This window comes from Mycobacterium sp. DL99, from assembly GCF_004762045.1.
Lineage (GTDB): Bacteria > Actinomycetota > Actinomycetes > Mycobacteriales > Mycobacteriaceae > Mycobacterium.
Window position 1 is genome coordinate 372,824 of record NZ_SJOM01000007.1, and the last position, 23,543, is coordinate 396,366.

The 23,543-nt window shown below is 65.5% G+C and carries 20 protein-coding genes; 13 read left to right on the forward strand and 7 right to left on the reverse strand.

What is annotated here, in order from left to right; all coding sequences use genetic code 11:
- Positions 1-103: 103 nt before the first annotated feature.
- The 8 genes from EYZ64_RS01935 (at position 104) to EYZ64_RS01970 (ending at position 11,934) form a co-directional block, all read left to right on the forward strand.
- On the forward strand, positions 104-1,525 hold the full coding sequence (locus EYZ64_RS01935) for a condensation domain-containing protein (protein ID WP_135451628.1): 1,422 nt from the start codon (positions 104-106) through the stop codon (positions 1,523-1,525).
- Positions 1,526-1,573: 48 nt separating this feature from the next.
- Positions 1,574-4,552, forward strand: coding sequence for an MMPL/RND family transporter (locus EYZ64_RS01940; protein WP_135451629.1), 2,979 nt, complete (start codon positions 1,574-1,576; stop codon positions 4,550-4,552).
- Between the two features lie 96 nt (positions 4,553-4,648).
- Positions 4,649-5,788: an acyltransferase PE gene (gene pe / locus EYZ64_RS01945; RefSeq protein ID WP_135451630.1), complete on the forward strand. Its 1,140-nt coding sequence runs from the start codon at positions 4,649-4,651 to the stop codon at positions 5,786-5,788.
- 47 nt (positions 5,789-5,835) lie between these two features.
- Positions 5,836-7,590, forward strand: a complete 1,755-nt coding sequence (locus EYZ64_RS01950) for an AMP-binding protein (RefSeq protein WP_135451631.1) — start codon at positions 5,836-5,838, stop codon at positions 7,588-7,590.
- Between the two features lie 125 nt (positions 7,591-7,715).
- On the forward strand, positions 7,716-9,071 hold the full coding sequence (locus EYZ64_RS01955; protein WP_135451632.1) for a cytochrome P450: 1,356 nt from the start codon (positions 7,716-7,718) through the stop codon (positions 9,069-9,071).
- Complete coding sequence (locus EYZ64_RS01960) at positions 9,068-10,375, forward strand: acyltransferase (protein WP_167857676.1); 1,308 nt, start codon at positions 9,068-9,070, stop codon at positions 10,373-10,375. Before EYZ64_RS01955 ends, EYZ64_RS01960 begins: the two co-directional genes overlap by 4 nt.
- A gap of 31 nt (positions 10,376-10,406) precedes the next feature.
- Entirely contained in the window at positions 10,407-11,420 is a 1,014-nt protein-coding gene (locus tag EYZ64_RS01965) for an isopenicillin N synthase family dioxygenase (protein ID WP_502703002.1), read from the forward strand.
- A 28-nt stretch (positions 11,421-11,448) separates the two neighbouring features.
- Positions 11,449-11,934, forward strand: coding sequence for a flavin reductase family protein (locus EYZ64_RS01970; protein WP_044514767.1), 486 nt, complete (start codon positions 11,449-11,451; stop codon positions 11,932-11,934).
- Positions 11,935-11,958: 24 nt separating this feature from the next.
- Here the strand turns inward: EYZ64_RS01970 and EYZ64_RS01975 are convergent, their stop codons facing one another.
- From EYZ64_RS01975 to EYZ64_RS01995, 5 genes are all read right to left on the reverse strand, one after another.
- Positions 11,959-12,120, reverse strand: a complete 162-nt coding sequence (locus tag EYZ64_RS01975) for a hypothetical protein (protein WP_135451634.1) — start codon at positions 12,118-12,120, stop codon at positions 11,959-11,961.
- 145 nt (positions 12,121-12,265) lie between these two features.
- Complete coding sequence (locus EYZ64_RS01980) at positions 12,266-13,015, reverse strand: succinate dehydrogenase/fumarate reductase iron-sulfur subunit (protein WP_135451635.1); 750 nt, start codon at positions 13,013-13,015, stop codon at positions 12,266-12,268.
- A 2-nt stretch (positions 13,016-13,017) separates the two neighbouring features.
- A complete protein-coding gene (locus tag EYZ64_RS01985; protein ID WP_135451636.1) occupies positions 13,018-14,925 on the reverse strand; it encodes a fumarate reductase/succinate dehydrogenase flavoprotein subunit in 1,908 nt (635 codons plus the stop codon).
- A gap of 62 nt (positions 14,926-14,987) precedes the next feature.
- The gene (gene sdhC / locus EYZ64_RS01990) at positions 14,988-15,809 is read right to left on the reverse strand and encodes a succinate dehydrogenase subunit SdhC (protein WP_135451637.1); all 822 of its coding nucleotides are present in this window, start codon (positions 15,807-15,809) and stop codon (positions 14,988-14,990) included.
- 52 nt (positions 15,810-15,861) lie between these two features.
- Complete coding sequence (locus EYZ64_RS01995; RefSeq protein ID WP_135451638.1) at positions 15,862-16,158, reverse strand: Rv0250c family protein; 297 nt, start codon at positions 16,156-16,158, stop codon at positions 15,862-15,864.
- Between the two features lie 211 nt (positions 16,159-16,369).
- On the opposite strand from EYZ64_RS01995, the gene EYZ64_RS02000 reads away from it, so the two are divergent.
- Together EYZ64_RS02000 and EYZ64_RS02005 are read left to right on the forward strand one after the other, a co-directional pair.
- Positions 16,370-17,128, forward strand: a complete 759-nt coding sequence (locus tag EYZ64_RS02000) for an isocitrate lyase/PEP mutase family protein (RefSeq protein ID WP_135451639.1) — start codon at positions 16,370-16,372, stop codon at positions 17,126-17,128.
- 92 nt (positions 17,129-17,220) lie between these two features.
- Positions 17,221-17,709 carry a hypothetical protein gene (locus tag EYZ64_RS02005; protein WP_286174565.1) on the forward strand — a complete coding sequence of 163 codons (489 nt, stop codon included), beginning with the start codon at positions 17,221-17,223 and terminating at the stop codon, positions 17,707-17,709.
- A 56-nt stretch (positions 17,710-17,765) separates the two neighbouring features.
- Here EYZ64_RS02005 and EYZ64_RS02010 read toward each other — a convergent pair whose 3' ends face one another.
- The gene (locus EYZ64_RS02010) at positions 17,766-18,674 is read right to left on the reverse strand and encodes a DMT family transporter (protein WP_135451640.1); all 909 of its coding nucleotides are present in this window, start codon (positions 18,672-18,674) and stop codon (positions 17,766-17,768) included.
- On the opposite strand from EYZ64_RS02010, the gene EYZ64_RS02015 reads away from it, so the two are divergent.
- The 3 genes from EYZ64_RS02015 (at position 18,673) to nirD (ending at position 23,142) form a co-directional block, all read left to right on the forward strand.
- Positions 18,673-20,085 carry an aminotransferase-like domain-containing protein gene (locus EYZ64_RS02015; RefSeq protein ID WP_135451641.1) on the forward strand — a complete coding sequence of 471 codons (1,413 nt, stop codon included), beginning with the start codon at positions 18,673-18,675 and terminating at the stop codon, positions 20,083-20,085. The genes EYZ64_RS02010 and EYZ64_RS02015 overlap by 2 nt on opposite strands.
- 115 nt (positions 20,086-20,200) lie before the next feature.
- Complete coding sequence (nirB, locus tag EYZ64_RS02020; RefSeq protein ID WP_135451642.1) at positions 20,201-22,774, forward strand: nitrite reductase large subunit NirB; 2,574 nt, start codon at positions 20,201-20,203, stop codon at positions 22,772-22,774.
- The gene (gene nirD, locus EYZ64_RS02025) at positions 22,771-23,142 is read left to right on the forward strand and encodes a nitrite reductase small subunit NirD (protein ID WP_135451643.1); all 372 of its coding nucleotides are present in this window, start codon (positions 22,771-22,773) and stop codon (positions 23,140-23,142) included. Before nirB ends, nirD begins: the two co-directional genes overlap by 4 nt.
- Here the strand turns inward: nirD and EYZ64_RS02030 are convergent.
- Entirely contained in the window at positions 23,127-23,378 is a 252-nt protein-coding gene (locus EYZ64_RS02030; RefSeq protein WP_090433722.1) for a transcriptional repressor, read from the reverse strand. The genes nirD and EYZ64_RS02030 overlap by 16 nt on opposite strands.
- Positions 23,379-23,543 lie beyond the last annotated feature (165 nt).

The window sequence follows — 23,543 nt, forward strand, 5'->3', positions numbered from 1 at the left end:
GCTTCTGCTGTGAGGCGAGGGAGTGGTTGCCAGCGGGTGTGGGGGTATGTTGGGCAACCACGGGTGATCACGGCCACAGCCGGCCAAATGGGAGGGTGACGCTTTGCGCATCGGGAAGATAACTGTTGGCGCACTTGAGGAATGGACGCTGAGTCCGGGATCCGTCACGTCCTGGCATCCGACCGCTGCGGCTCAGGAAACGGCGGATCGGGCACCTGTCAGCTCGGTGCCGGTTAGCTACATGCAGAGTCAACATCTTCGGAATTACAGCGAGCGGAAGGCTGCCGGGCTGAACTTCTCCCGGCAGATCATCGCCAGCTGTGAGGTGGCGGGCCAATGTGACATCTCGGCCATGGACCATGCGGTCAACACCTACCTGCGCAGGCATGACACGTTCCGCAGCTGGTTCGAAAAGGCCGATGACGGCAAATTTGTTAGGCGAACGATCGAAAACCCGGACGATATCGAGTTCATTCCGGTCGATCAGGGCAATATGACCGTCGACGAAATACACGGCCATGTCGTGGCCATACCCAATCCCTTGGAATGGGGCTGCTTCACTTTCGGCATAATCCAGAACGAGGACCACTTCACTTTCTTCGCGGCCATGGATCACGTGCACGGGGATGCCACGTTGATCGGCACGACGATGATGGAAGCCAATGGCATGTATTCGGCGATGAGTGGAAGCGGTCAAGCCCTCGCGCTGCCCGATGCCGGTAGCTTCGACGACTTCTGTGTCCGCGAGCGGGAGTACACGTCGGGGTTGACCCTGGATTCGCCCGGGGTGCGCGCGTGGATCGAGTTCGCCGAGAACAACGCTGACGGTTTTCCGGAATTCCCACTGCCGCTTGGTAATCCGGACAAGTCGACCAGCAGTGCATGGAGCTCTATGGTGCTGATGGACACGGCGCAGACCGAACGCTTCGACGCGGCCTGTGCGGCGGCCGGCGCACGCTTCGTCGGCGGCTTGTTCGCCTGTCTGGGCCTGGTCGAGCACGAGTTCACCGGCGCACTGACTTATTACGGGCTCACGCCGAGAGATTCCCGAACGGCCAGCGACAATTTCATGACGCAGGGTTGGTTCACCGGTTTGATCCCGATTGTCGTGCCGGTCGCGGCGACCTCTTTCAGCGACGCGGCCGGAGCCGCACAGGCTTCTTTCGATTCAGGCCTGGATATGGCGAGAGTGCCGTATTATCGAGTGCTCGAGTTGGCGCCGTGGTTGAATTGGCCGCAGCCGAACTTTCCGGTGTCGAATTTCCTCCACGGTGGTGCCGCACCGCTCAACGCGATCCTCGCCGCAGGCGATTTGGGCCTCGCGAACAACATCGGGATGTACCCCGACAATCGATTCTCGTACCAATTGACGATCTACATATTCAGGTACGGGGAGGGCACGGTCATGGCGATCATGCATCCGGACAACGCCGTTGCCGAGAAGTCGGTTACGCGGTACATGGAGGCGATGAAGTCGGTGTCTTCGAGGGTTGCTGACAGCGGGCACTGGGGGCGCGTCGCGTAGCGGCGAGCGGAGCGATGGCCATGGAAGCGGCGCGAGGGTGAGGGCGACATGCGACGGCTAGCCGATTTCGTAGTGCGATGGCCCTGGGCGGTGATCGGGATCTGGGCGGCGCTGCTCGTCGCTCTGCCGTTGGCATGTCCGTCGCTGAGCGACATGGCCCAGAAGCATCCGCTCGCCATCCTGCCCAGTGATGCGCCGTCGAGTGTCACCGCCCAGAAGATGACCGAGGCCTTTCACGAGTCGGGCAACAACGACCTGCTGTTGGTGGCCCTGATCAACGAGAATGGGCTGGGTCCCTCGGACGAGGCGACCTATCGCAAGCTGGTGGACGCCCTGCGCGACGACGTCACAGACGTCGAAAGCGTCCAGGATTTTGTCGGCACTCCACAATTGCGACAGTTCTTGACCAGCAAGGACAAGACCACCTGGGTGTTGCCGGTGGGCCTGGTCGGTGAGTTGGGCACACCGCGGGCGATGGACTCGTTCAAGCGGGTTTCCGAGATCGTCAAACTCAGCACGGCCGGCAGCCCGCTGCAGGTGCACCTCACCGGTCCCGCGGCCACCGCCGCCGACCTCACCGTGGCCGGTGAGAACGATCGGCTCGCGATCGAGCTCGCGATCGCCGTGCTGGTCCTGGCGGTGTTGTTGCTGGTCTACCGCAGTCCGGTCACGATGCTGCTGCCGTTGGTGACGATCGGGTCGTCCCTACTGATCGCCCAGGCCCTGGTGGCGGGTTTCTCCGAGCTGACGGGTACCGGTGTCTCGAACCAGTCCGTCGTGTTCCTGAGCGCGATCATGGCGGGCGCCGGCACGGATTACGCGGTCTTCCTGATCAGCCGCTATCACGACTATCTGCGCCTGGACAACGACTTCGATCAGGCGGTCCGGGCCGCGATGTTGTCGATCGGGAAGGTGATCACCGCATCCGCAGCGACAGTGGGACTCACCTTCCTGCTGCTGAGCTTCACCAAAATGGGAGTGTTCAAGACGGTCGGAGTGTCGGCGGCGATCGGTATCGGCGTCGCGTACCTGGCCGGACTGACGCTGCTGCCGGCAATCCTGGTGCTGGTCGGACCGCGCGGGTGGGTGAAACCGCGGCGCGAACTCACCGCCCGGTTCTGGCGGCGTTCGGGAATCCGCATCGTGCGCCGGCCGGTGCCGCATCTCGTCGCCAGTCTTCTCGTGTTGGCGTTGCTGGCCGGCACCGCGATCTTTGCCAAGTACAACTATGACGATCGCAAGGTCGTGGCGGCATCGGCGCCGAGTTCGATCGGGTACGCCGCGGTCGAACGTCATTTCCCGATCAGTCAGTCGATTCCCGAATACATTCTCATCCAGTCGCCACATGACCTGCGCACCCCGAGAGCATTGGCGGACCTGGAGCAGATGGCTTCGCGCGTCGCCCAATTGCCCGACGTCGGTCTGGTCAGCGGCATCTCCCGTCCCTTGGGCGAGGTGCCCGCGGAATTCCGGGCCACATTCCAGGCCGGCATCGTCGGTACCCGGTTGGCCGACGGCTCCACCCAGATCGATCAGCGCTCCGGCGATCTCAACCGACTGGCATCCGGGGCCAACACGCTGGCCGACAGCCTCGCCGACGTACGCACTCAGATCAACCAGATCGCGCCCAGCCTGCAGGGCCTGGTCGACACGTTCTCCTCGGTGCGAACCGAGTACGGCGGCGACAAGCTGGTGAAGGACGTCGAAACCACGGCCAAGCTGGTGCAGAGCGTCAATGCGCTCTCCAACGCCATGGGGTACAACGTGTCCGCCGTCAAGAACATCTTCGGCTGGATCGATCCGGTCCTGGCGGCGCTGCAGAACAATGCGGTCTGCGATGCCAACCCGTCCTGCGCCGACACCCGCATCCAGTTCCAGCGGCTCATCGACGCGAACAAGGACGGCAGCCTCGACCAGATCAACGATCTCGCTCATCAGCTGAACGGCGCTGGCGACGACAAGCAATCGCTCAACTCCACGGTCACCAAGCTGAACGCGGCGCTCGCCAGCGTCAACAAGGCGGTCAAGGCCATGGGGCTGAACAAGCCCGGCGGTCCGCAGTCGGGCTTGAAGGATCTGCAGCAAGGCGCCAACCGCCTGGCCGGCGGGAGCCGGGACGTAGCAGGCGGCGTCGATGAACTGGTCAAGCAGATCAAGGTGATCTCTGCCGGGTTGAACCAGGCTTCGTCGTTCCTGCTGACGATGCGCAACGACGCTGCAGATCCGGCACAGGCGGGGTTCAACATTCCGTCCGAGGTGCTGAACCTTCCGGAGTTCAAAAAAGCCTCGGCAGCGTACGTTTCGCCGGACGGCCGGTCGGTGCGGTATCTGGTCCAGACCAAGCTCAACCCGTTCAGCTCCGAGGCGATGGATCAGGTCAATCAGATCCAGGACGTCGCCCGTGGGGCTCAGCCGAACACCACGCTGTCAGACGCCTCGATAACGATGGGCGGATTCCCGGCCGCACTACGGGATACACGTGACTACTACCAGCAGGACATCCGGTTCATCATGACCGCGACCCTCATCGTGGTGCTGCTGATCCTGATGTTGCTGTTGCGTTCGATCGTCGCACCCTTGTACCTCGTCGGGTCCGTGGTGATCTCGTACTTCGCGGCGCTCGGCATCAGCGTCCTGGTGTTCCAGGCACTCCTCGGCCAGCAATTGCATTGGAGCGTGCCCCCATTGGCGTTCGTGGTGCTGATCGCGGTGGGTGCCGACTACAACATGCTCCTGGTGTCGCGACTGCGCGACGAGTCTCCGCACAGCACCCGGTATGGGGTCATCCGTACCCTGAGTTCTACCGGAGGCGTGATCACCGCAGCGGGTCTGATCTTCGCCGCTTCGGTTGCCGGTCTGATGTTCTCCACCATCGGCATGGTGGTCCAGGGCGGTTTCGTGATCGGTGTGGGCATCTTGCTGGACACCTTCGTGGTGCGCACCATCACGGTGCCCGCCGTCGCTGCCCTGATCGGTAAGGCGAACTGGTGGCCGTCCCGAGCAGCCGGCGGACGGCAGCGCACATGAGGGGCAATTTCGGAAGTTGCGCAGGTAAGGACGGGTGAGCGCGCACGGGTGATGTGTGTGAAACTACGAAACGAAGCGGGGCGATCAGGAGTGGAGATGAAGAAACTCCTTGCAGGACTTGCGGTGCTGGTGACGACAACCGTCACAGGATCCCTCGGTGTCCTCGGGAGCGCGTCGGCCGATGACACGTCGCCGCCCGGGCCGCCGACGCCCGGCGGCCCGACCTCTGGGACGTCAAACCCCGGAACCGCGTACGCCCTGGGTGGGGCTCACGTCCTCGGGATTCCCTATGACGAGTACATCCGTATGACGGGTGAGCAGTGGTTCCCCGGCATGAAGCGGGTGAAGGTCGACTACCCGGCGGGACAGGTTCAGGGCCACACCCTGGAACGTCTCTTTCCCGGTATCGGCCCGATCGGGGAACAGATCTATCCTGGCCTGGGCCTCGACGGTCCCAGCATCGGCGAGTCGGTCGACGAGGGAGAGGGAAACCTCGACGCGGCCATCCGCAACGGTGGCAAAGGGACAGCGATGGGATTGTCCGAGGGAGCCCTCGTGCTCAACGCCGTGAAGGCGCGACTGGCCAATGATCCGACCGCTCCGCCGCCGGATCAGCTGAGCTTCGCGACGTTCGGTGACCCGATTGCCAAGCATCCCTTCGGTGAGAGCTTCCTGACCCAGAACTTTCCCGTCGGGAGCGTCGTGCCGTTCATGGACTACCGCATACCGGCTCCCGTGGAGAGCCAGTACCACACCGACCAGTTCATCTCCGCCTACGACAGCATCGCCGACTGGCCGGACCGGCCCGACAACTGGATGAGCGTGATCAACGCGATCGCCGGTTTGGCTACCGGTCACACCGCGATCGCGTTCACCAATCCGAGCAACGTTCCGGCACAGAACATCCGGACGACGGTCAACTCCAAGGGTGCGACGACGACGACGTACCTGGTCCCCGAGGAGCACCTCCCGCTGGTGTTGCCGTTCAAGTACCTCGGATACGACAAGAACACGCTCAACGAGCTGGACCGGGTCTTGCTGCCCATGGTGGACGCGGGCTATTCGCGAAATGACGATCCGGCGACCGCTCCGGTCACGGTGGACCCGGTGCACGGTTTCGACCCCGCGGAAGTCACCGCACCTGCGAACCAGGCGACCTTCGGCGGCGGCACCGATCCGATGTCGGAACTGGCGAACGCTGCGTTGTCGGTGCTGAACCCGCAGGGCGCGGGCTGACGGCGCCTCCCGAGCCGATCGAATCGACTAGTAACGGACGTGATGTGATGCCCAGCCCCCAGTCATCAATTCTCTCGATGCTGCATGGACGTGCCAGTCTGCGGCCCAACGACGTTGCCTTCACCTTCACCGATTACGCCGCCGATCCGGCGGGCGTGGTCGAGACGCTGACGTGGTCGCAACTGTCGCGCCGGACGATGAGCGTGGCGCGCGAGATTCGCCTTCACGGGTCGGTCGGTGACCGTGCGGTGATTCTGGCCCAGCAGGGCCTCGAGTACATCCTGGCGTTCCTGGGTTCGATGCAGGCCGGGTTGGTGGCGGTTCCGCTTCCCCTGCCTCATCGCGGCTCAAGCCATGAGCGCGTGAGTGCGGTGTTCGTCGATACGAGGCCTTCGGTGGTCCTGACGACGTCCGCGGTCGCCGAGGATGTCGGCGACTACGTCGATCAGTCACGTATGAGCACCGCGCCGAAGATCGTTGTGGTCGATTCGCTGAACCTGGACGCCGACCATGGAACAGATGGATTGGGCAGTGGCACAGCTGAATTCCCTGCCACGGCGTATCTGCAGTACAGCTCGGGTTCGACCCGGCTGCCTACCGGGGTGATGATCTCGCACCGCAACCTTCAGTCGAATTTCGAGCAGTTGATGCGCTGTTTGTTCGCGGATGCGAACGTCAAGACCTCGACTGATATGACCATCGTTTCGTGGCTGCCCTTCTACCACGACATGGGTTTGGTACTCGGTGTCTGCGCACCCATACTCGGCGGCTACTCCGCGGCCCTGACGAGCCCGGTGGCTTTCCTGGAGAAGCCGGCCAGATGGGTCCGAGCGCTCGCTGAGAATCCGGGTGCCTTTTCTGCGGCGCCCAACTTCGCCTTCGACCTGGCCGCCCGCAAGACGAAAGACGCGGACCTTGCCGGGCTCGACCTCGGCGGGGTGCGGGGCATCATCAACGGCGCCGAGCGCGTCGAACCGGCCAGCCTGGAACGTTTCACAGATCGGTTCGCCCACTTCAACTTTCGCGATCATATGCTGCGGCCGTCATACGGACTGGCCGAGGCAACCGTGTTCGTGGCCACCGGCACGTGGAGTGAGGCGTCGGAGCCCGCTCACTTCGACGTCGATGAACTGTCCGCGGGCCGGGTCCGGCGGTGTGCGGCCGGAACCGGCTCTGCGCTGGTCAACTACAAGCTGCCGCAGTCTCCCGTGGTGCGCATCGTCGACGCCGATACGAACACGGAATGCGCGCAGGACGCGGTCGGCGAGATCTGGGTCCACGGCGACAATGTCGCGGCCGGCTACTGGAGCAGGTCACCGGAGGAGCAGCAGTGCTTCGGCGCCACGCTCGCCGACCCGACTGCCGGCACGCCTGACGGACCTTGGTTGAAAACCGGTGATCTGGGCTTCGTCTCCGAGGGTGATCTGTTCGTCGTCGGGCGCATCAAGGATCTGCTGATCATCCGCGGGCGTAATCACTACCCCGAGGACATCGAGGCGACGGTCCAGCAGATCACCGGTGGTCGGGTCGCGGCGATCTCGGTGCCGGTGAACAGCACCGAGAAGCTGGTGACCGTGATCGAGGTCAAGAAGCGGGGAGAGTCCACGATAGAGGCGGTGCACTGGCTCAAGGAGATCAAGAGCGATGTCACCTCCGCGATATCCAATGCGCACGGGTTGAATGTCGGGGACCTCGTCCTCGTGTCTCCGGGGTCGATACCCACGACCACGAGCGGCAAGGTCCGCCGAGCCGCCTGCGTCGAGCAGTACCGGCAGGACGAGTTCACGCGCTTGGACGCCTGAGCGGACCCCCGTACCGCTGCGTTGTACCGCGCGTGATTGCAGTAGTGCACTACCGAGTTCGGCCCACCGCAAGCGCGCGATGATTCCCACGGGATTCCGGGGAACATCGCAGCTTGGGGGACCGCATGACCGATCAGGCCGTGGCCGGGTTGAACCCGCCGGAGGTGCGCTCACCCAAGTTCGTGCAAGCACTGGGATTCGTCGCCTTCCGCCGTAAAGCGATGCGGAGTTGGATCAAGCGGCACGGACACGTCTTCGAGATCAAGGCTCCCATCTTCGGACGCTCCGTCGTCGTCTCTGACCCGGCCCTGGTGAGGTCGGTGTGTACCGCGAGCGTCGACCAGTTGGTGAATGTGCAACCGAACCTCGGCAACCTTTTCGGGCCGGGTTCGACATTTGCGCTCGACGGCGACCGGCACCGTGATCGGCGCCGATTGCTCGCCCCGGTATTTCACGGGCAGAACCTCAAGGATCTCGAGAAGGCGGTCGAGGAAGCGACATTGCGAGAATGCGCGAATTGGCCTGAGGGCGAGGAATTCCGGACTCTGGAGCCGATGTGCAGGATCACGTTGGATGTGATCCTGCAGTTTCTCTTCGGCGCGGATGACGCCGACGGCGCCGAGATGGGCCGGCTCCGCCAGATCATCCGGGCCTTCAACACTCTCGGGTCCTACATGGCTTTCGTCCCGACGCCGTCATTCCGGACGGGACGCTGGAGTCCGTGGGGTGTGTTGAACGCGTACCGCAGGGCATACGACCGGATCGTGTTCACGCTCATCGACCGGGCTGAAGCCGACCCGCGCCTCGGCGAACGGGAAGACGCTCTGGCGTTGTTGCTCCGCAGTGGGCGTGACGATGGGACCTGGATGTCCCGGCTGGAGATCTGCGACGAACTGCTGACGCTGACCGTAGCCGGCCATGAAACCACCTCATCAGCGCTCAGTTGGGCATTCGAGCGGTTGCGGCGCCACCCAGACGTGCTGGCCGAGCTGGTCAGGGAGGTCGACGAGGGCGGCAGTGACTTCCGCCGCGCCACAATTCTGGAAGTGCTGCGAGTACGCACCATCGTCGATGTGGTCGGCCGCCGGGTGAGGGTGCCGAATTTCAGCCTCGGACCGTGGCAGATTCCGCGGGACCGTACGGTGGTCGTACGCATCGCCGACCTGCATGAGAATCCCGACATTTTCCCTAACCCTGAACGGTTCGAGCCCTGCCGCTTCCTGCGAACCAGGCCGAGGGCACCGGAATGGCTGGCGTTCGGCGGTGGTGTACGGCGTTGCCTCGGAGCGGATTTCGCGGTGTTCGAGGTGGATGTCGTGCTGCGGACGGTGCTGCGCAATTTCTGGATTCAGACCGACAGCGCCGCCGATGAGAAGCCGCACTTCCGCGGACTCGGCCACACCCCGTGGCGCGGCGGTCGCATTGTCGTCAGGCGCCGATGCCGGCCCGGCGAAGGCCAGTCCTTGTGTCGACCCAGATGATCAAACCGTCACGCGCGCACCGGTTTGACATCCGGTGCAATATCGGAGACGTCATCGTCGCGAACCTGGCGATGCACATCGTCTTCTTCTTCGAGCGGCGCCTGGACACCGGGGCACTCGCGAGCGCTTTGGCCCACGCGCTCGACAGCGTTCCGGTTTTCGCGGGTCGGATGGCCATGGCCAGGCCTGCGATGACGATTCGTTGTGACGGGCAGGGAGTGCCGCTCACCGCGGAGTCGTCTGACGGCACGCTCGGTGATGCGATCCGATCGACGTTGCAGGGCAACGGAAGCTGGCTCGTCGACCCGGTTAACGGCCCGCTGGCGCGATGGGGTTGGGGTCCGCTGTGCAGGGTGCGGGTCACCCACCTTGCCGACGGCGCGACCGCGATCGGTGTGTCATGGCACCACGCGATCGGTGACATGCAGTCGCTGATGCACTTCATGAATGCCTGGGCGGCCGCGGCCTCCGGCAAGCCACTGGCTGTGCCGTTGATCGTCGAAGACCGCGTGGCCTACCTCGACGAACATCTGCCTGCCGACGGCGCCCGCGAGCCCGGGGTGCGTTGTCTGCGTCCGGCAGAGATTGCCCGCGGCGCGTGGTACCTGGCCAACGAGGCGCGCCGGCAGCGAACCCTTAGCCTGTATTTCGGGGAGGATGAGATCGCCCGCATGCGCAGTGCGTATGGGAATCGGATCCGGTTGTCCGCCAACGATGTTGTGTGCGCGCATGTGTCGGAAGCGCTCATGCGAACGGATCCTGCGGTCGACCGCCGCGCGCTGGCGATCGTCGTCAACGCGCGGAATCGTTGTGGTCTCGATCCGATGCTGATCGGAAATATCGTCACGACCCTGAACGTCGACCTGCGCCGCGGCGAGGGCGCGCAAGCGATCGCCGAACGCATCCGGCACACCGTGGATCACTTCGCCGATGAACACTGCGACATGCGTATCAACCAACGATTCCTCGATGCCATCGGGGCCGTGCGGGCCGTCCGCTGTGTCACCTCCTCCTTCAATCCGGACCGGTGGAACCCGCTCGTCTCCAACCAGAGCAGCTTCGGCGTGTACCGCCTCCAGTTCGAGGACACCACCCCGGCCTACTGCGCGCTGTTGATGACGCTGCCCATCGCCGGAATCGGGGCACTGTTGGAAGGCGCGGGAGGTCGCGGACTGGTCTTTCAGATGAACTTGCCGTCAAAGGAATTCGAAGCGGCATCGAGCCCCGCAGTTCAGCAACACCTGCACCGGTTCCGGCGGGCGGACGACGACATTCCCCGCTTGCACCGTGAGCTTCACGGCTGACGGCGGAGTTGTGTTCAGCGCGATCGAGACTCTGGCCCACGCCGCCGGTCGCGACGATGATGGAGCGGTGACCTCTGTGCGGACCGCCCTGCCGGTCGTCGATCTGAACGACGCGCCTGAACGGCTGCGCCAGGTCGCTCACGACGTGGGCTTCTTCTACCTGACCGGGCACGGAGTCCCGACCGAGTTGTCGGACCGGCTGCTCGACGCCGCGCGCCGCTTGTTCGCGTTGCCGCAGGCGGTCAAGGATGCGGTGGCGATGACCAACAGCCCGCATTTCCGGGGTTACACCAGGTTGGGTGGTGAACTGACCGGTGGCCGGGTTGATTGGCGCGAACAGATCGACATCGGACCCGAGCTCGGCCCGTTGGCCGACCCCGATCAGGACTATCTGCGGCTGCAGGGCCCCAACCAGTGGCCGGCGGGTCTGCCGGAACTACCCGAGGTCATCGCGCACTGGGATGCCGAACTGGCCCGGGTCGGGCGCGTGCTGCTGCAGCGCTGGGCCGTCGGCCTCGGGGCGGATCCCAGCGTGTTCCACGCCGCATTCGCCGACACCCCGGCCACCTTGATCAAGATCGTGCGGTACCCGGCGCAGGCCGAGACCGACCAGGGCGTCGGCGCGCACCGCGACGCGGGGGTCCTGACCCTGCTTCTCGCTGAACCGGGAACCCGCGGTCTGCAGGTCCGTGGCGGCGACGGCGCGTTCATCGATGTCGATCCGCTGCCGGGGGCCTTCATCGTCAACATCGGCGAGATGCTGGAGATCGCCAGCGGCGGCTATCTGCGGGCCACCGAGCATCGGGTGCGGGTGAGCACCGCCGAGCGCATCTCGGTGCCGTACTTCTTCAATCCCCGGCTCGACGCCAGTCTGCCGGTGCTGACGCTGCCCGATGACCTCGCGGCCCATGCCCGGGGAGTGAGCACCGACCCGTCGAACGACCGCATCTATGCGGTGTACGGGCGTAATGCGTGGAAGAGCCGGGTGCGCGCGCACCCGGACGTGGCCGCCGCTCATGGCTACGGGCGGGCGGAGCAGATGTGACCAACCCCTGTGTGAAGATGGAGGTGTTATGAGTGCAACAGAACTGAGCCCGACGTCGCTGCGTGAAGCGTTCGGCCACTTTCCGTCCGGTGTCATCGCGATTGCTGCCGAGGTAGAGGGCACCTTGGTCGGCTTGGCTGCCAGCACCTTCGTGCCGGTGTCGCTCGACCCGCCGCTGGTGTCGTTCTGCGTGCAGAACTCTTCGACCACCTGGCCCAAGCTCAAGGATCTGCCGTCGCTGGGGATCAGCGTGCTCGGCGAATCCCATGACGAGGCGGCCCGCACATTGGCGGCCAAGACGGGGGACCGGTTCGCCGGGCTGGAGACCGAGTCACGCGAATCCGGCGCGGTGTTCATCCACGGAACCAGCGTGTGGCTGGAGAGCGCCATCGAGCAACTCGTCGAGGCCGGCGATCACACCATCGTGGTGCTGCGTGTCAGCGACATCACGGTCAATGCCGATGTGGCGCCAATCGTGTTCCACCGCAGCACGTTCCGCAAGCTCGGCGCCTGACCTCCGAGCCTCGGGCCGGCCGGCTCAGGGCCGTGCGGCGAGTTCGTCGCGATATTTGGCGATGCGCTGTTCGATCTCGCCGGCATCGCCCGGCCGGCCCTCTTTACGGGCCAACTCGGCCCGGATCGACAGTTCCCGGATCGCGGTCCGGATCTCGTTGATGCTGTGAGTCTGTCCCATGCTCATGGAGCTGCCTTTCGACGCTGATTGGCTGCTTTTCCTGAGCCTACGCCGTCGCCTCGGTTTCCTCCCGACCTCCAAAACAACGAAATGGTCGTTCCCGGCGCGCGGGAACGACCATTTCGTTGATCTCGATGGCTGGGCGCAGGAACTACCGCCTGAACAGCTTGTTGCCCAACCACACGATCGGGTCGTACTTGCGGTCCGCCACCCGTTCCTTCATCGGGATCAGCGCGTTGTCGGTGATCTTGATGTTTTCCGGGCACACCTCGGTGCAGCACTTGGTGATGTTGCAGTAGCCGAGGCCGAACTCCTCCTGAGCCATGTCCTTGCGGTCCAGCACGTCGAGCGGGTGCATGTCCAACTCGGCGATCCGCATGTGGAACCGCGGCCCGGCGAACGCCTCCTTGTTCTCCTCGTGGTCACGCACCACGTGGCAGACGTTCTGGCACAGGAAGCACTCGATGCACTTGCGGAATTCCTGGCTGCGCTCGACGTCCACTTGCTGCATCCGGTACTCGCCGGGCTGCAGTTCCTTGGGCGGCGTGAATGACGGGATCTGGCGGGCTTTTTCGTAGTTGAACGACACATCGGTCACCAGGTCGCGCATCACCGGGAAGGTGCGCAGCGGCGTGATGGTCACCGTCTCGGACGGGTCGAAGGTCGACATCCGGGTCATGCACATCAGCCGCGGGCGGCCGTTGATCTCGGCCGAACAGGATCCGCACTTGCCGGCCTTGCAGTTCCACCGCACCGCCAGATCGCCGGCCTGGGTGGCCTGCAGCCGGTGGATGATGTCGAGCACCACCTCGCCGTCGTTCACCTCGACGGTGTAGTCCTGCAACTCGCCGCCGGTGTCATCGCCGCGCCAGACGCGCAGGTTCGCGTTGTAGGCACTCATGCTCAGCCCTTCCGATCGGGGTGTTCGGCCAGTTCTTGCTCGGTGTAATACTTTTCGAGTTCGGACAGCTCGAACGTGGCCAGCAGGTCCTCCCTCATCGGCAGCTGGGACTCGGGCGTCACCGTCACGTCCGGCACCACCTGATCGTCGCCGGCCGCGCGGCACACCAGCAGGGTGTTGCGCCAGTTGGCGTCCATGTCCGGATAGTCGTCGCGGGTGTGCCCGCCGCGGCTTTCCGTCCTGGCCAGCGCGGCCTTGGCCACGCACTCACTGACCAGCAGCATGTTGCGCATGTCGATGGCCAGGTGCCAGCCCGGGTTGAAGACGCGACCGCCCTCCACGCTGACGTTGTGTACGCGGGTGCGGAGCTCGGCGAGCTTGGCCAGGGCTTCCTCGATCTCGTCGGCCTTGCGGATGATGCCGACCAGGTCGTTCATGCACTGTTGCAGCTCGGCATGCAGCGTGTACGGATTCTCCGGATGCGCGTGAGATTCGAACGGCGCCAACGCCAACTCGGTGGCCTCGATGATCGCGGCCTCGGAAACCGCGGGCCGCTCCGGCAGTGCCTGCACGTAGTCGGCAGCACCGAGGCCGGCGCGCCGGCCGAACACCAGCAGATCCGAAAGTGAGTTGCCGCCAAGGCGGTTGGAGCCGTGCATGCCGCCCGAGCACTCGCCCGCCGCGAACAGGCCGGGTGTGGTCGCCCCACCGGTGTCGGGATCGACCTCGATGCCGCCCATCACGTAGTGACAGGTGGGGCCGACTTCCATCTCGTCTTTGGTGATGTCGACCTCGGCCAGCTCCATGAACTGGTGGTACATCGACGGCAGCCGTCGCTTGATCTCCTCGGTCGGCATGCGCGAGGCGATGTCGAGGTACACGCCGCCGTGCGGTGAGCCGCGGCCCGCCTTCACCTCGGAGTTGATGGCGCGGGCCACTTCGTCGCGGGGCAGCAGGTCAGGGGTGCGCCGCGCGGAGTCGTTGTCCTTGAGCCACTGGTCGGCTTCTTCCTCGGTCTCGGCGTACTGGCCCTTGAACACCGCGGGGATGTAGTCGAACATGAACCGCTTGCCCTCGGAGTTCTTGAGCACTCCGCCGTCACCACGGACACCCTCGGTGACCAAGATGCCCTTCACCGACAGCGGCCAGACCATGCCGGTGGGGTGGAACTGGATGAACTCCATGTTGATCAGGCCCGACCCGGCGCGCAGGGCCAGGGCATGGCCGTCACCGGTGTACTCCCACGAGTTCGACGACACCTTGAACGACTTGCCGATACCGCCGGTGGCCAGCACGATCGCGGGGGCTTCGAACAGCACGAAGTTGCCGGTCTCGCGGTAGTAGCCGAAGGCGCCGGCAATCCGGTCGCCGTCTTTGATCAGGTCGGTGATGGAGCACTCGTGGAAGACCTTGATCCGGGCCTCGTAATCGCCGAGTTCCCTCTTGTCCTCCTGCTGTAGCGACACGATCTTCTGCTGCAGGGTGCGGATGATCTCCAGGCCGGTGCGGTCACCGACGTGGGCCAGCCGCGGGTAGGTGTGCCCGCCGAAGTTGCGCTGGCTGATCCGGCCGTCCTTGGTCCGGTCGAACAGGGCCCCATAGGTTTCCAGCTCCCAGACCCGGTCGGGGGCTTCCTGCGCGTGCAGTTCGGCCATCCGCCAGTTGTTGAGGAACTTGCCGCCGCGCATGGTGTCACCGAAGTGAACCTGCCAGGAGTCCTTGGTGTTGACGTTGCGCATGGCTGCCGCGCAGCCGCCCTCGGCCATCACGGTGTGGGCCTTGCCGAACAACGACTTGGTCACCACCGCCACCCGCAGGCCGCGTTCGCGGGCCTCGATCACCGCGCGCAGACCCGCTCCGCCGGCACCGATCACGACGACGTCGTAAGTGTGCCGTTCCAACTCGCCCATGAAAATCCCCACTCGCCTTTCGCGTGTATGTACTTGTCGGCCAACGAATTCAGTTGGGCGACTCAGCCGATGAACCTGAGATCGGAGATGGTGCCGCTGGCCACCAACATGATGTAGAAGTCGGTGAGGACCAGGGTGCCCAGCGTGATCCAGGCGAAGAGCATGTGGCGGGTGTTGAGCTTGCTCACCTGTGTCCACATCCAGTAGCGCACAGGGTGTTTGGAGAAGTGCTTGAGCCGGCCGCCGGTGACGTGCCGGCAGGAGTGGCAGGACACCGTGTAGACCCACAGCAGGATGACGTTGCCGGTCAGGATGATGTTGCCCAGGCCGAACCCGAAGCCGGACGGCGAATGGAACGCGGTGATCGCGTCGTAGGTGTTGACCAGGGAGATGAGCACCGCGGCGTAGAAGAAGTACCGGTGCAGGTTCTGCATGATCAGCGGAAGACGGGTTTCCCCAGTGTATTTCGCGTGCGGTTCGGCCACCGCGCAGGCGGTCGGCGACTGCCACACCGACCGGTAGTACGCCTTGCGGTAGTAGTAACAGGTCAGCCGGAAGGCCAACAGGAACGGCAGTGAGATGAACGCCATCGGAATGAACCACGGCAGCTCGCCGACCCATTGACCGAAGTGGCTCGATCCGGGCGCGCAGGCCGTGCTGACGCACGGCGAATAGAAGGGCGTCAGGTAGTGGTAGTCCGCTACCCAGTACGCGCTTCCCCAGAACGCCCGGACCGTCGCATAGATGACGAACGTCGCGAGCCCCAGATTGGTCAATAGTGGTGCCTGCCACCACCGGTCGGTCCGTAGGGTGCGTTGGGGGATCTGCGCTCGTGTAGGCGAGAAGACCCCGGTCGCGCGACGGTCAGCGGTGGGTGCGCTCACGGTTCCCTTTCTGAGGTTCAGTTGTTTCGTCGGGCGTCAAACGCCCGTGAGCTCAGCGGTATCCGCCGAGACCCTCGTCAGCGACGTCCTGCCAGAACTCGCTTCCGTATTGGGTGTCGGGGATGCCGATTTTCTCGCGGGCCTGTTGTTGGCGTGTCACGCCGTGACGCATCTCCAACTCTTCGGCGTCGATGTCCAACCGCTCGATATCGTTGAGGATCCGCTCGGCGTCGTTCATCACGCGGCGCATGGCAGGGGAATCCCCGTACTTCGACGCCAACGTGGTGACACAGCGACGCATGTCGCCGATCAGGTTGTGCAGTTCAGAGAACTCGGTGGTGGTGGACAAGTGACCTCCTCGGGCTGAAGGTGTCAGGGCTCACAGTACGACAACCAATGCTAGCCACATCACGATCGAGACGTGATGCGCATCACGTCAGAGGGGGTGTTGCGGACCGCTCGCGATGAGCCGCCCGAACCCGGGTCGTAGTGTTGGTTGCACCGGCTTCGCGCCTGGCCGAAGGACATCTGAGCAGGACATCTGAGCACCTGGAGGATCAATGAGTGAGACCACGTTGCAGGAGCGGGCGGCGACATTACTGGCGCTGCACCAACCCGGCAACCCCGTTGTGTTGCCCACTGTGTGGGATGCCTGGTCGGCGCGACTGGCGGTGGGCGAGGGCTTCTCTGCGCTCACCGTGGGTAGCCATCCGCTGGCCGATTCCATCGGTAAGGCCGACGGCGAGGTGATGTCGTTCGACGACCTGCTGACCCGGGTGCGGCAAATCACCGACGCGGTCGACGTGCCTGTCTCGGTGGACATCGAGTCCGGTTACGGCGAGCGTCCGGAGCGGCTGATCGAGGGTCTGCTCGACGTCGGGGCGGTCGGGCTCAACATCGAGGACACCGTGCACAAGGAGGGCAAGCGACTGCGCAGTTCGGCCGAGCACGCCGAGCTGGTGGGTCAGCTACGCGCGGCTGCGGACGCCGCGGGAGTGCATGTGGTGATCAACGCGCGCACCGACCTGTTCCTGCGCAACGACGGAGATGACGCCGACCGGGTTGATCGCGCGATCGCCCGGCTGTCCGAGGCCGCCGCTGCCGGTGCCGACTCGCTGTTCCCGCCGGGACTGCGTGATCCGGAAGCGTTGGCGCGCTTGGTGTCTGAGGTACCGCTGCCGGTCAGTGTGACCGTTCCGCCCGATACCGCCGAGCTCGCCGAACTGACGGCCGCCGGCGTCGGGCGCGTCACCTTCGGTCCGTTCCTGCAGGCCGTACTGAGTGCGCGGGCCAAAGAGGTGCTCGGCCGCTGGCGGTAGCCGTCAGCGATTTGTGCAAACTGCCGCTTCTCGGCGTGCGATCTGTGCCAATAATGACGCACTGATACGTCGAGCAGGCAGGATGCATTGCGATGGATTGGCGCACAAGGCGCGTGGTGACGTTGGCGGCGGCGGGCGGGGTGGTGCTCAGCGGGATCGGCGCCCCGCCGGCCAGTGCTTCGTCGTTCTCTCCGTTCTCGAATCAGATCCGGAACTGTGATTTCGTCGCGGCACTGTTCCTCGACGGAATGGGGTCGGGTTCCGGCTCGGGATGGGCCGATGTCAGCAGAGACGGCTCGAATGTGAGTGCGCAGGTGCACATGCAGTCGGCCCGGCCCGACACCGACTACCAGGTCAGGCTCATCCAGCTGCCCCGCGCGTCGGTCGCCACGTGCAATCCGGGCGATCCGGGGGTGTCCGGGGGTGTGCTGCACACGGATGCCGGCGGTACCGCGACCATCAACGTGTCTGGGCCGTCCATGGACAAGGCGAACGCGGCCTGGGTGGTCGTCGAGGGACCGCCTGCGCCGGGACGCAGCCGTGGTGACGTCTACACCTCGGACTTCCTGGCGAAGTTCTGAGTTGCCCGAAAGCCGGTGGAATCCAACGGGTTCCACCGGCTTTCGGCGTCGGCGACTCACCGGAGGCGGATGCGCACGGCCAGGGCGGCGCACCCGATGACCACGGCACCGCCGAGCACCGTCGACCACGTCAGCCGCTCGTGCAGTAGCAGTGCCGCCCAGCCGATGGTCATCACCGGCTGGATCAACTGCACCTGGCTCACCTGGGTCATCGGTCCGATGGCGAGGCCGCGGTACCAGGCGAAGAAGCCCAGGTACATGCTGACCGCCGCCAGGTAGCCGAACGCGGCCCACTGCACCGGCGTCGCATTCGGCGGCTGCTGTACGACGGCCAGCACCGTCAGGGTCAGCATCACCGGCGCCGCGACCACCAGCGCCCAGGACACCGTCTGCCAGGCGCCCAGTTCCCTCGCCAGCAATCCGCCCTCGGCGTACCCGATCGCAGCCGCGAGAACCGCGCCGAACAGCAGTAGGTCCGGCCAGGCCAGATGACCGAATCCGGCGCCGTGGACCATGGCGAACACCACCGCGGCCAGCGCTCCGGCTGCGGCCAACGCCCAGAACGCGGCCGGCGGACGTTCGTGGCCGCGCAACACCGCGCACACCGCGGTGGCGGCCGGCAGCAATGCCACCACGATGGCGCCGTGGCTGGCGGGAACCACCGTGAGCGCGTAGGAGGTCAGTAGCGGGAAGCCCGCCACGACACCGGCTGCCACGACGGCCAGCCGGGCCCATTGCCGGGCCGAGGGCAGTACCTGCCGGGTCAGGGCGAGTGCGGCCACCGCGATGGCGGCGGCGACGACGGCGCGCCCGGCGCCGATGAACAGCGGGGACAGTCCGCCGGTAGCCACCTTGGTGAACACGATGGTGAACGAGAACGCCGTGACGCCCAGCAGGCCCCACCACAACCCCGGGTGGGATAGCGCAGTCGAGTTATTCCGAGTAGCGCTACTCTGTATCAACATGGATAACGATAGCACTGAGCGGATCGTGTCCGGCCTGCGAAAGTGGATCGCCACCGCGCCGCCCGGCGCGCAGCTACCGTCCAACCGGGCCCTGGTGGCTGACTATGCGGCCAGCCCGGTGACGGTCGCCAAGGCCATGCGCACGCTGCGCAGCCTGGGGTTGGTGGAGAGCCGGCCGGGGGTCGGGACGTTTGTGCGGGCGGTACCCAGTGCGCGTCTGCCCGACTATGGCTGGCAGACCGCGGCGCTGCGGTCGCCACAGGCGCGGATCCCCGCACTGTCGACGCCGCTGCGCGGCGTCGCGCCTGACGTGATCGCGCTGCACGCCGGTTATCCCGTCCGCGAACTGCTTCCTCAACGGCTGGTCCGTACCGCACTCGCGCGAGCCGCCCGCGGGGACACCGCGCTCAGCGTGGCGCCGGCACCCGGCCGGCCCGACCTGCAGGCCTGGTTCGCCCAGGAACTGGCCGAGGCGTACGGCGCCGGCGTCACCGCGCCGACGGCTCGTGAGGTGATCGTGCTGCCTGGGAGTCAGAGCGGTCTGAGCTCGATCTTCCGCGCACTGGTCGGGTTCGGTCAGCCGATGTTGATCGAGTCGCCCAGCTACTGGGGGGCCATCCTGGCCGCGGCCCAGTGCGGCGTGCGGCTGGTGCCCGTGCCCAGCGGGCCGCGGGGGCCTGAGCCCGAAGAGCTGTCGCGGGCCTTCGACGAGACCGGCGCCCGGGTGTTCTACGCGCAGCCCAACTACGCCAATCCGACCGGTGCCCAATGGGATCCAGAACTCGCGAGCCAGATTCTGGAGGTGGTTCGCAGCCACGGTGCATTCCTGGTCGAGGACGATTGGGCCCACGATTTCGGCATCGAGAGCACCTCCAGGCCGGTGGCGGCTTCCGACGACGCCGGACACGTCATCTATCTGCGGTCGCTGACCAAGAGCGTGTCACCGTCGATCCGGGTGGGGGCGATGGTGGCCAGAGGTCCTGCGCGGGACCGGATTCTGGCCGACCGTGGTGCGGAATCGATGTACGTCAGCGGGTTGTTGCAGGCCGCGGCACTCGACGTGGTCACCCAGCCGGCCTGGCGTACCCATCTGCGCGACCTGCGTCAGCAGTTGCAGGCCCGGCGTGACCTCTTGATCGCCTCCTTGGCCGAGCATGCCCCGGGCGCGCAGTTGGAACACGTGCCACGTGGCGGGCTGCATCTGTGGCTGCGACTCCCCGACGCGATCAACCTGCAGCGGCTGGTCCGCGACTGCGAGGCTGATTCCGTGTTGGTCGCGGCGGGCAACGAGTGGTTTCCCGCCGAGCCGTCCGGGCCGTACCTGCGACTCAACTATTCCGGGCCCGATCCGCAACGTTTTGCCGAGGCCGCCCGGGTCATCGGCCGGGCGCTGGCCCGCCAGCTGGGTTAGCTGGACCTCACGGCCGCGCGTCCTCACATGTGCGTCGCGCGGACCGTGAGCACACCGTGACGGGCGCGTCACACAGGGCGACAATTCGGCAACTTCGGGTTCCTAACCTCGCCATATGTCGTCAACACAGAACGTCGTGGTCGTCGGACACGGCATGGTGGGCCACCGCTTCGTCGAGGCGCTGCGGTCGCGTGACGCCGCGGGCACCTGGCGGGTCACCGTCCTGTCGGAGGAAGCTGACGCCGCCTATGACCGGGTCGGCCTGACCGGGTACACCGAGCACTGGGACCGGGCCAAGCTGGCGCTGCCGGGTAATGACTACACCGGTGACGACCGGGTCGATCTGCGTCTGGGATGTGCGGTCGCCGAGATCGACCGGGAAGCCCGCACGGTGCGCACCGCCACCGGCGAAACCTTCGACTACGACGCGCTGGTGTTGGCCACCGGGTCGTACGCCTTCGTGCCGCCGGTGCCGGGACGTGACCTGCCGGGTGTGCACGTCTACCGCACGCTGGATGACCTCGACGCGATCCGCGCCAGTGCGCAGAACGCGCTGGACTCGAAGTCCCCGGTCGGTGTGGTGATCGGCGGCGGTCTGCTGGGCTTGGAGGCGGCCAATGCGCTGCGGCAGTTCGGTTTACGGACGCATGTCCTGGAGATGTCGCCGCACCTGATGTCGGCCCAGCTCGACGAGGCCGGTGGCACGCTGCTGAACCGGATGATGCGGGGCCTGGGTATCGAGGTGCACACCGCGGTCGGCACCGAGAGCATTCAGCCGGTGCAGCGGCACAAGCCGCTGCGCAAGTCCGACGTCGACGACTCGATGCGGATATCGCTCAACGACGGCAGCGCGATCGACGCCGGACTGGTCGTCTTCGCCGCCGGTGTGCGGCCGCGCGACGAGTTGGCCCGCGCCGCCGGCCTGGACATGGCGCAGCGCGGTGGCGTCCTCGCCGACCTGTCCTGTGTCACAAGCGATCCCAGCATCTATGCGATCGGCGAGGTGGCGGCCATCGAGGGCCGCTGCTACGGCCTGGTCGCGCCGGGTTACACCACGGCTGAGGTGGTGGCCGACCGACTGCTCGGCGGTGAGGCCGAGTTCCCCGGCGCCGACATGTCGACCAAACTCAAGCTGCTCGGCGTCGACGTCGCCAGTTTCGGTGATGCGAAAGGGAATACGCCGAACTGCCTGGAGGTCGTGGTCAACGACCCGGTCAAGCAGACCTACGCCAAGCTGGTGCTTTCCGATGACGCCAAGACGCTGCTCGGCGGCATCCTGGTCGGAGACGCATCGGCCTACGGTGTGTTGCGGCCCATGGTCGCCAGCGAACTTCCCGGAGACCCGCTGGCGTTGATCGCTCCGGTCGGAGACACTGACGGACCCGCGCTGGGCGTGGCCGCACTGCCCGACATCGCGCAGATCTGTTCGTGCAACAACGTCACCAAGGGCGATCTGAAGGAAGCCATCTGCGGCGGTTGCGACGACGTGCCCAGCCTGAAGAAGTGCACGCTGGCGGGCACGTCGTGCGGGTCGTGTGTGCCGCTGCTCAAACAGCTGCTGGAGGTCGAGGGTGTCGAGCAGTCCAAGGCGTTGTGCGAGCACTTCAGCCAGTCGCGGGCCGAACTCTTCGAGATCATCGGCGCCACCGAGATCCGTACCTTCTCCGGCCTGATCGAGAAGTTCGGGACCGGAAAGGGTTGCGACATCTGCAAACCCACGGTCGCGTCGATCCTGGCCTCCACCAGCTCCGATCATGTGCTCGACGGTGAGCAGGCCTCGCTCCAGGACTCCAACGACCACTTCCTGGCCAACATCCAGAAGAACGGCAGCTACTCGGTGGTGCCGCGGTCGCCCGGTGGTGAGATCACCCCTGAGCAGTTGATCCTGATCGGCGAGATCGCAAGGGATTTCGACCTGTACACCAAGATCACCGGTGGCCAGCGGATCGACATGTTCGGCGCCCGGGTGGAACAGCTACCGCAGATCTGGGCGCGCCTGGTCGAGGGTGGCATGGAGTCCGGGCACGCCTACGGCAAGTCGCTGCGCACCGTGAAGAGCTGCGTCGGCAGCACGTGGTGCCGTTACGGCCAACAGGATTCGGTGAACATGGCCGTCGAGATCGAGAAGCGGTACCGGGGCTTGCGTTCACCGCACAAGATCAAGATGGCCGTCTCGGGTTGTGCGCGTGAATGCGCCGAGGCGCAGAGCAAGGATGTCGGCGTCATCGCCACCGAACAGGGCTGGAACCTCTACGTATGCGGTAACGGCGGCATGTCTCCGCGGCACGCCCAGTTGCTGGCAGGCGATCTCGATGACGAGACCCTCGTCCGCTACATCGACCGCTTCCTGATGTTCTACATCCGCACCGCCGACCGGCTGCAGCGCACCGCGCCGTGGCTGGAGGCGATGGATGGCGGACTCGACCACTTGCGCGATGTCGTGTGCAACGACTCCCTCGGTCTGGCAGCCGAATTCGAGGCGGCCATGGAGCGCCATGTCGCCGGCTACGCGTGTGAGTGGAAGGGCGTGCTGGAGGACCCGGAGAAGCTGTCGCGTTTCGTGTCGTTCGTCAACGCACCCGACGTGGACGACCCCACCATCACGTTCACCGAGCGCGGCGGTCGCAAGGTGCCGGGGGCAACCGACATCGGGATGCCGAAGGTCCGCGGATTTCAGGAGGCGAAATGACACTGCTCGACGACCACAAAGAGGTTCACGCCGCGACGCCTGGGGAATGGACGACGGCCTGCCGGTATGACTTCCTGATGCCGTGCCGCGGCGTCGCGGTACTGCTGCCCGACGGCTCGCAGGCGGCACTGTTCCGCCTCGACGACGAGTCATTGCACGCGGTGGGCAACATCGATCCGTTCTCCGGTGCCGCCGTGCTCTCGCGCGGGATCGTGGGGGATCGCGCCGGCCGGGCGGCCGTGCAGTCGCCGATCAAGAAGCAGGCCTTCGCGCTCGATGACGGTAGTTGTCTCGACGACGACACGGTGTCGATCCCGGTCTACCGGACCCGGATCACTCCGGGCGGGTTCGTTCAGATCTCCGCCTGATCGGTCGCCCGGCTCCAGTGCGCGTCGCGCCCCTGGAGCTTGCGGCGCTCCACTGCGCCGCGGCGCTCCAGCACCGTCAGATTGCGGTACACAGACTCGATTACGACCGGTGCGCGGAAGTGCTGGTGCATGTCGTCACGTAGCTGGGCAGTGGTCATCGGCCGTGACGTGCGTTCCAGAGCGTTGAGCAGGTGCTGACGCAGACGTTCGGCCGGGACCCGGTCACCGGGTCGCACTGCCGTGCGCGTCGTCTCGACGGGCTGCGCCCGCCGGTGTTGTCACCTGCACCTTTGCCTGTACTCCTGCCGAATCGCCCGATGAATCGCGATAACGATAGCTGAGTTTTCGACCCGGATCTGACGCGGCGATCCGCTGGCAAACGGTCAGAGGCTCGTTACTCA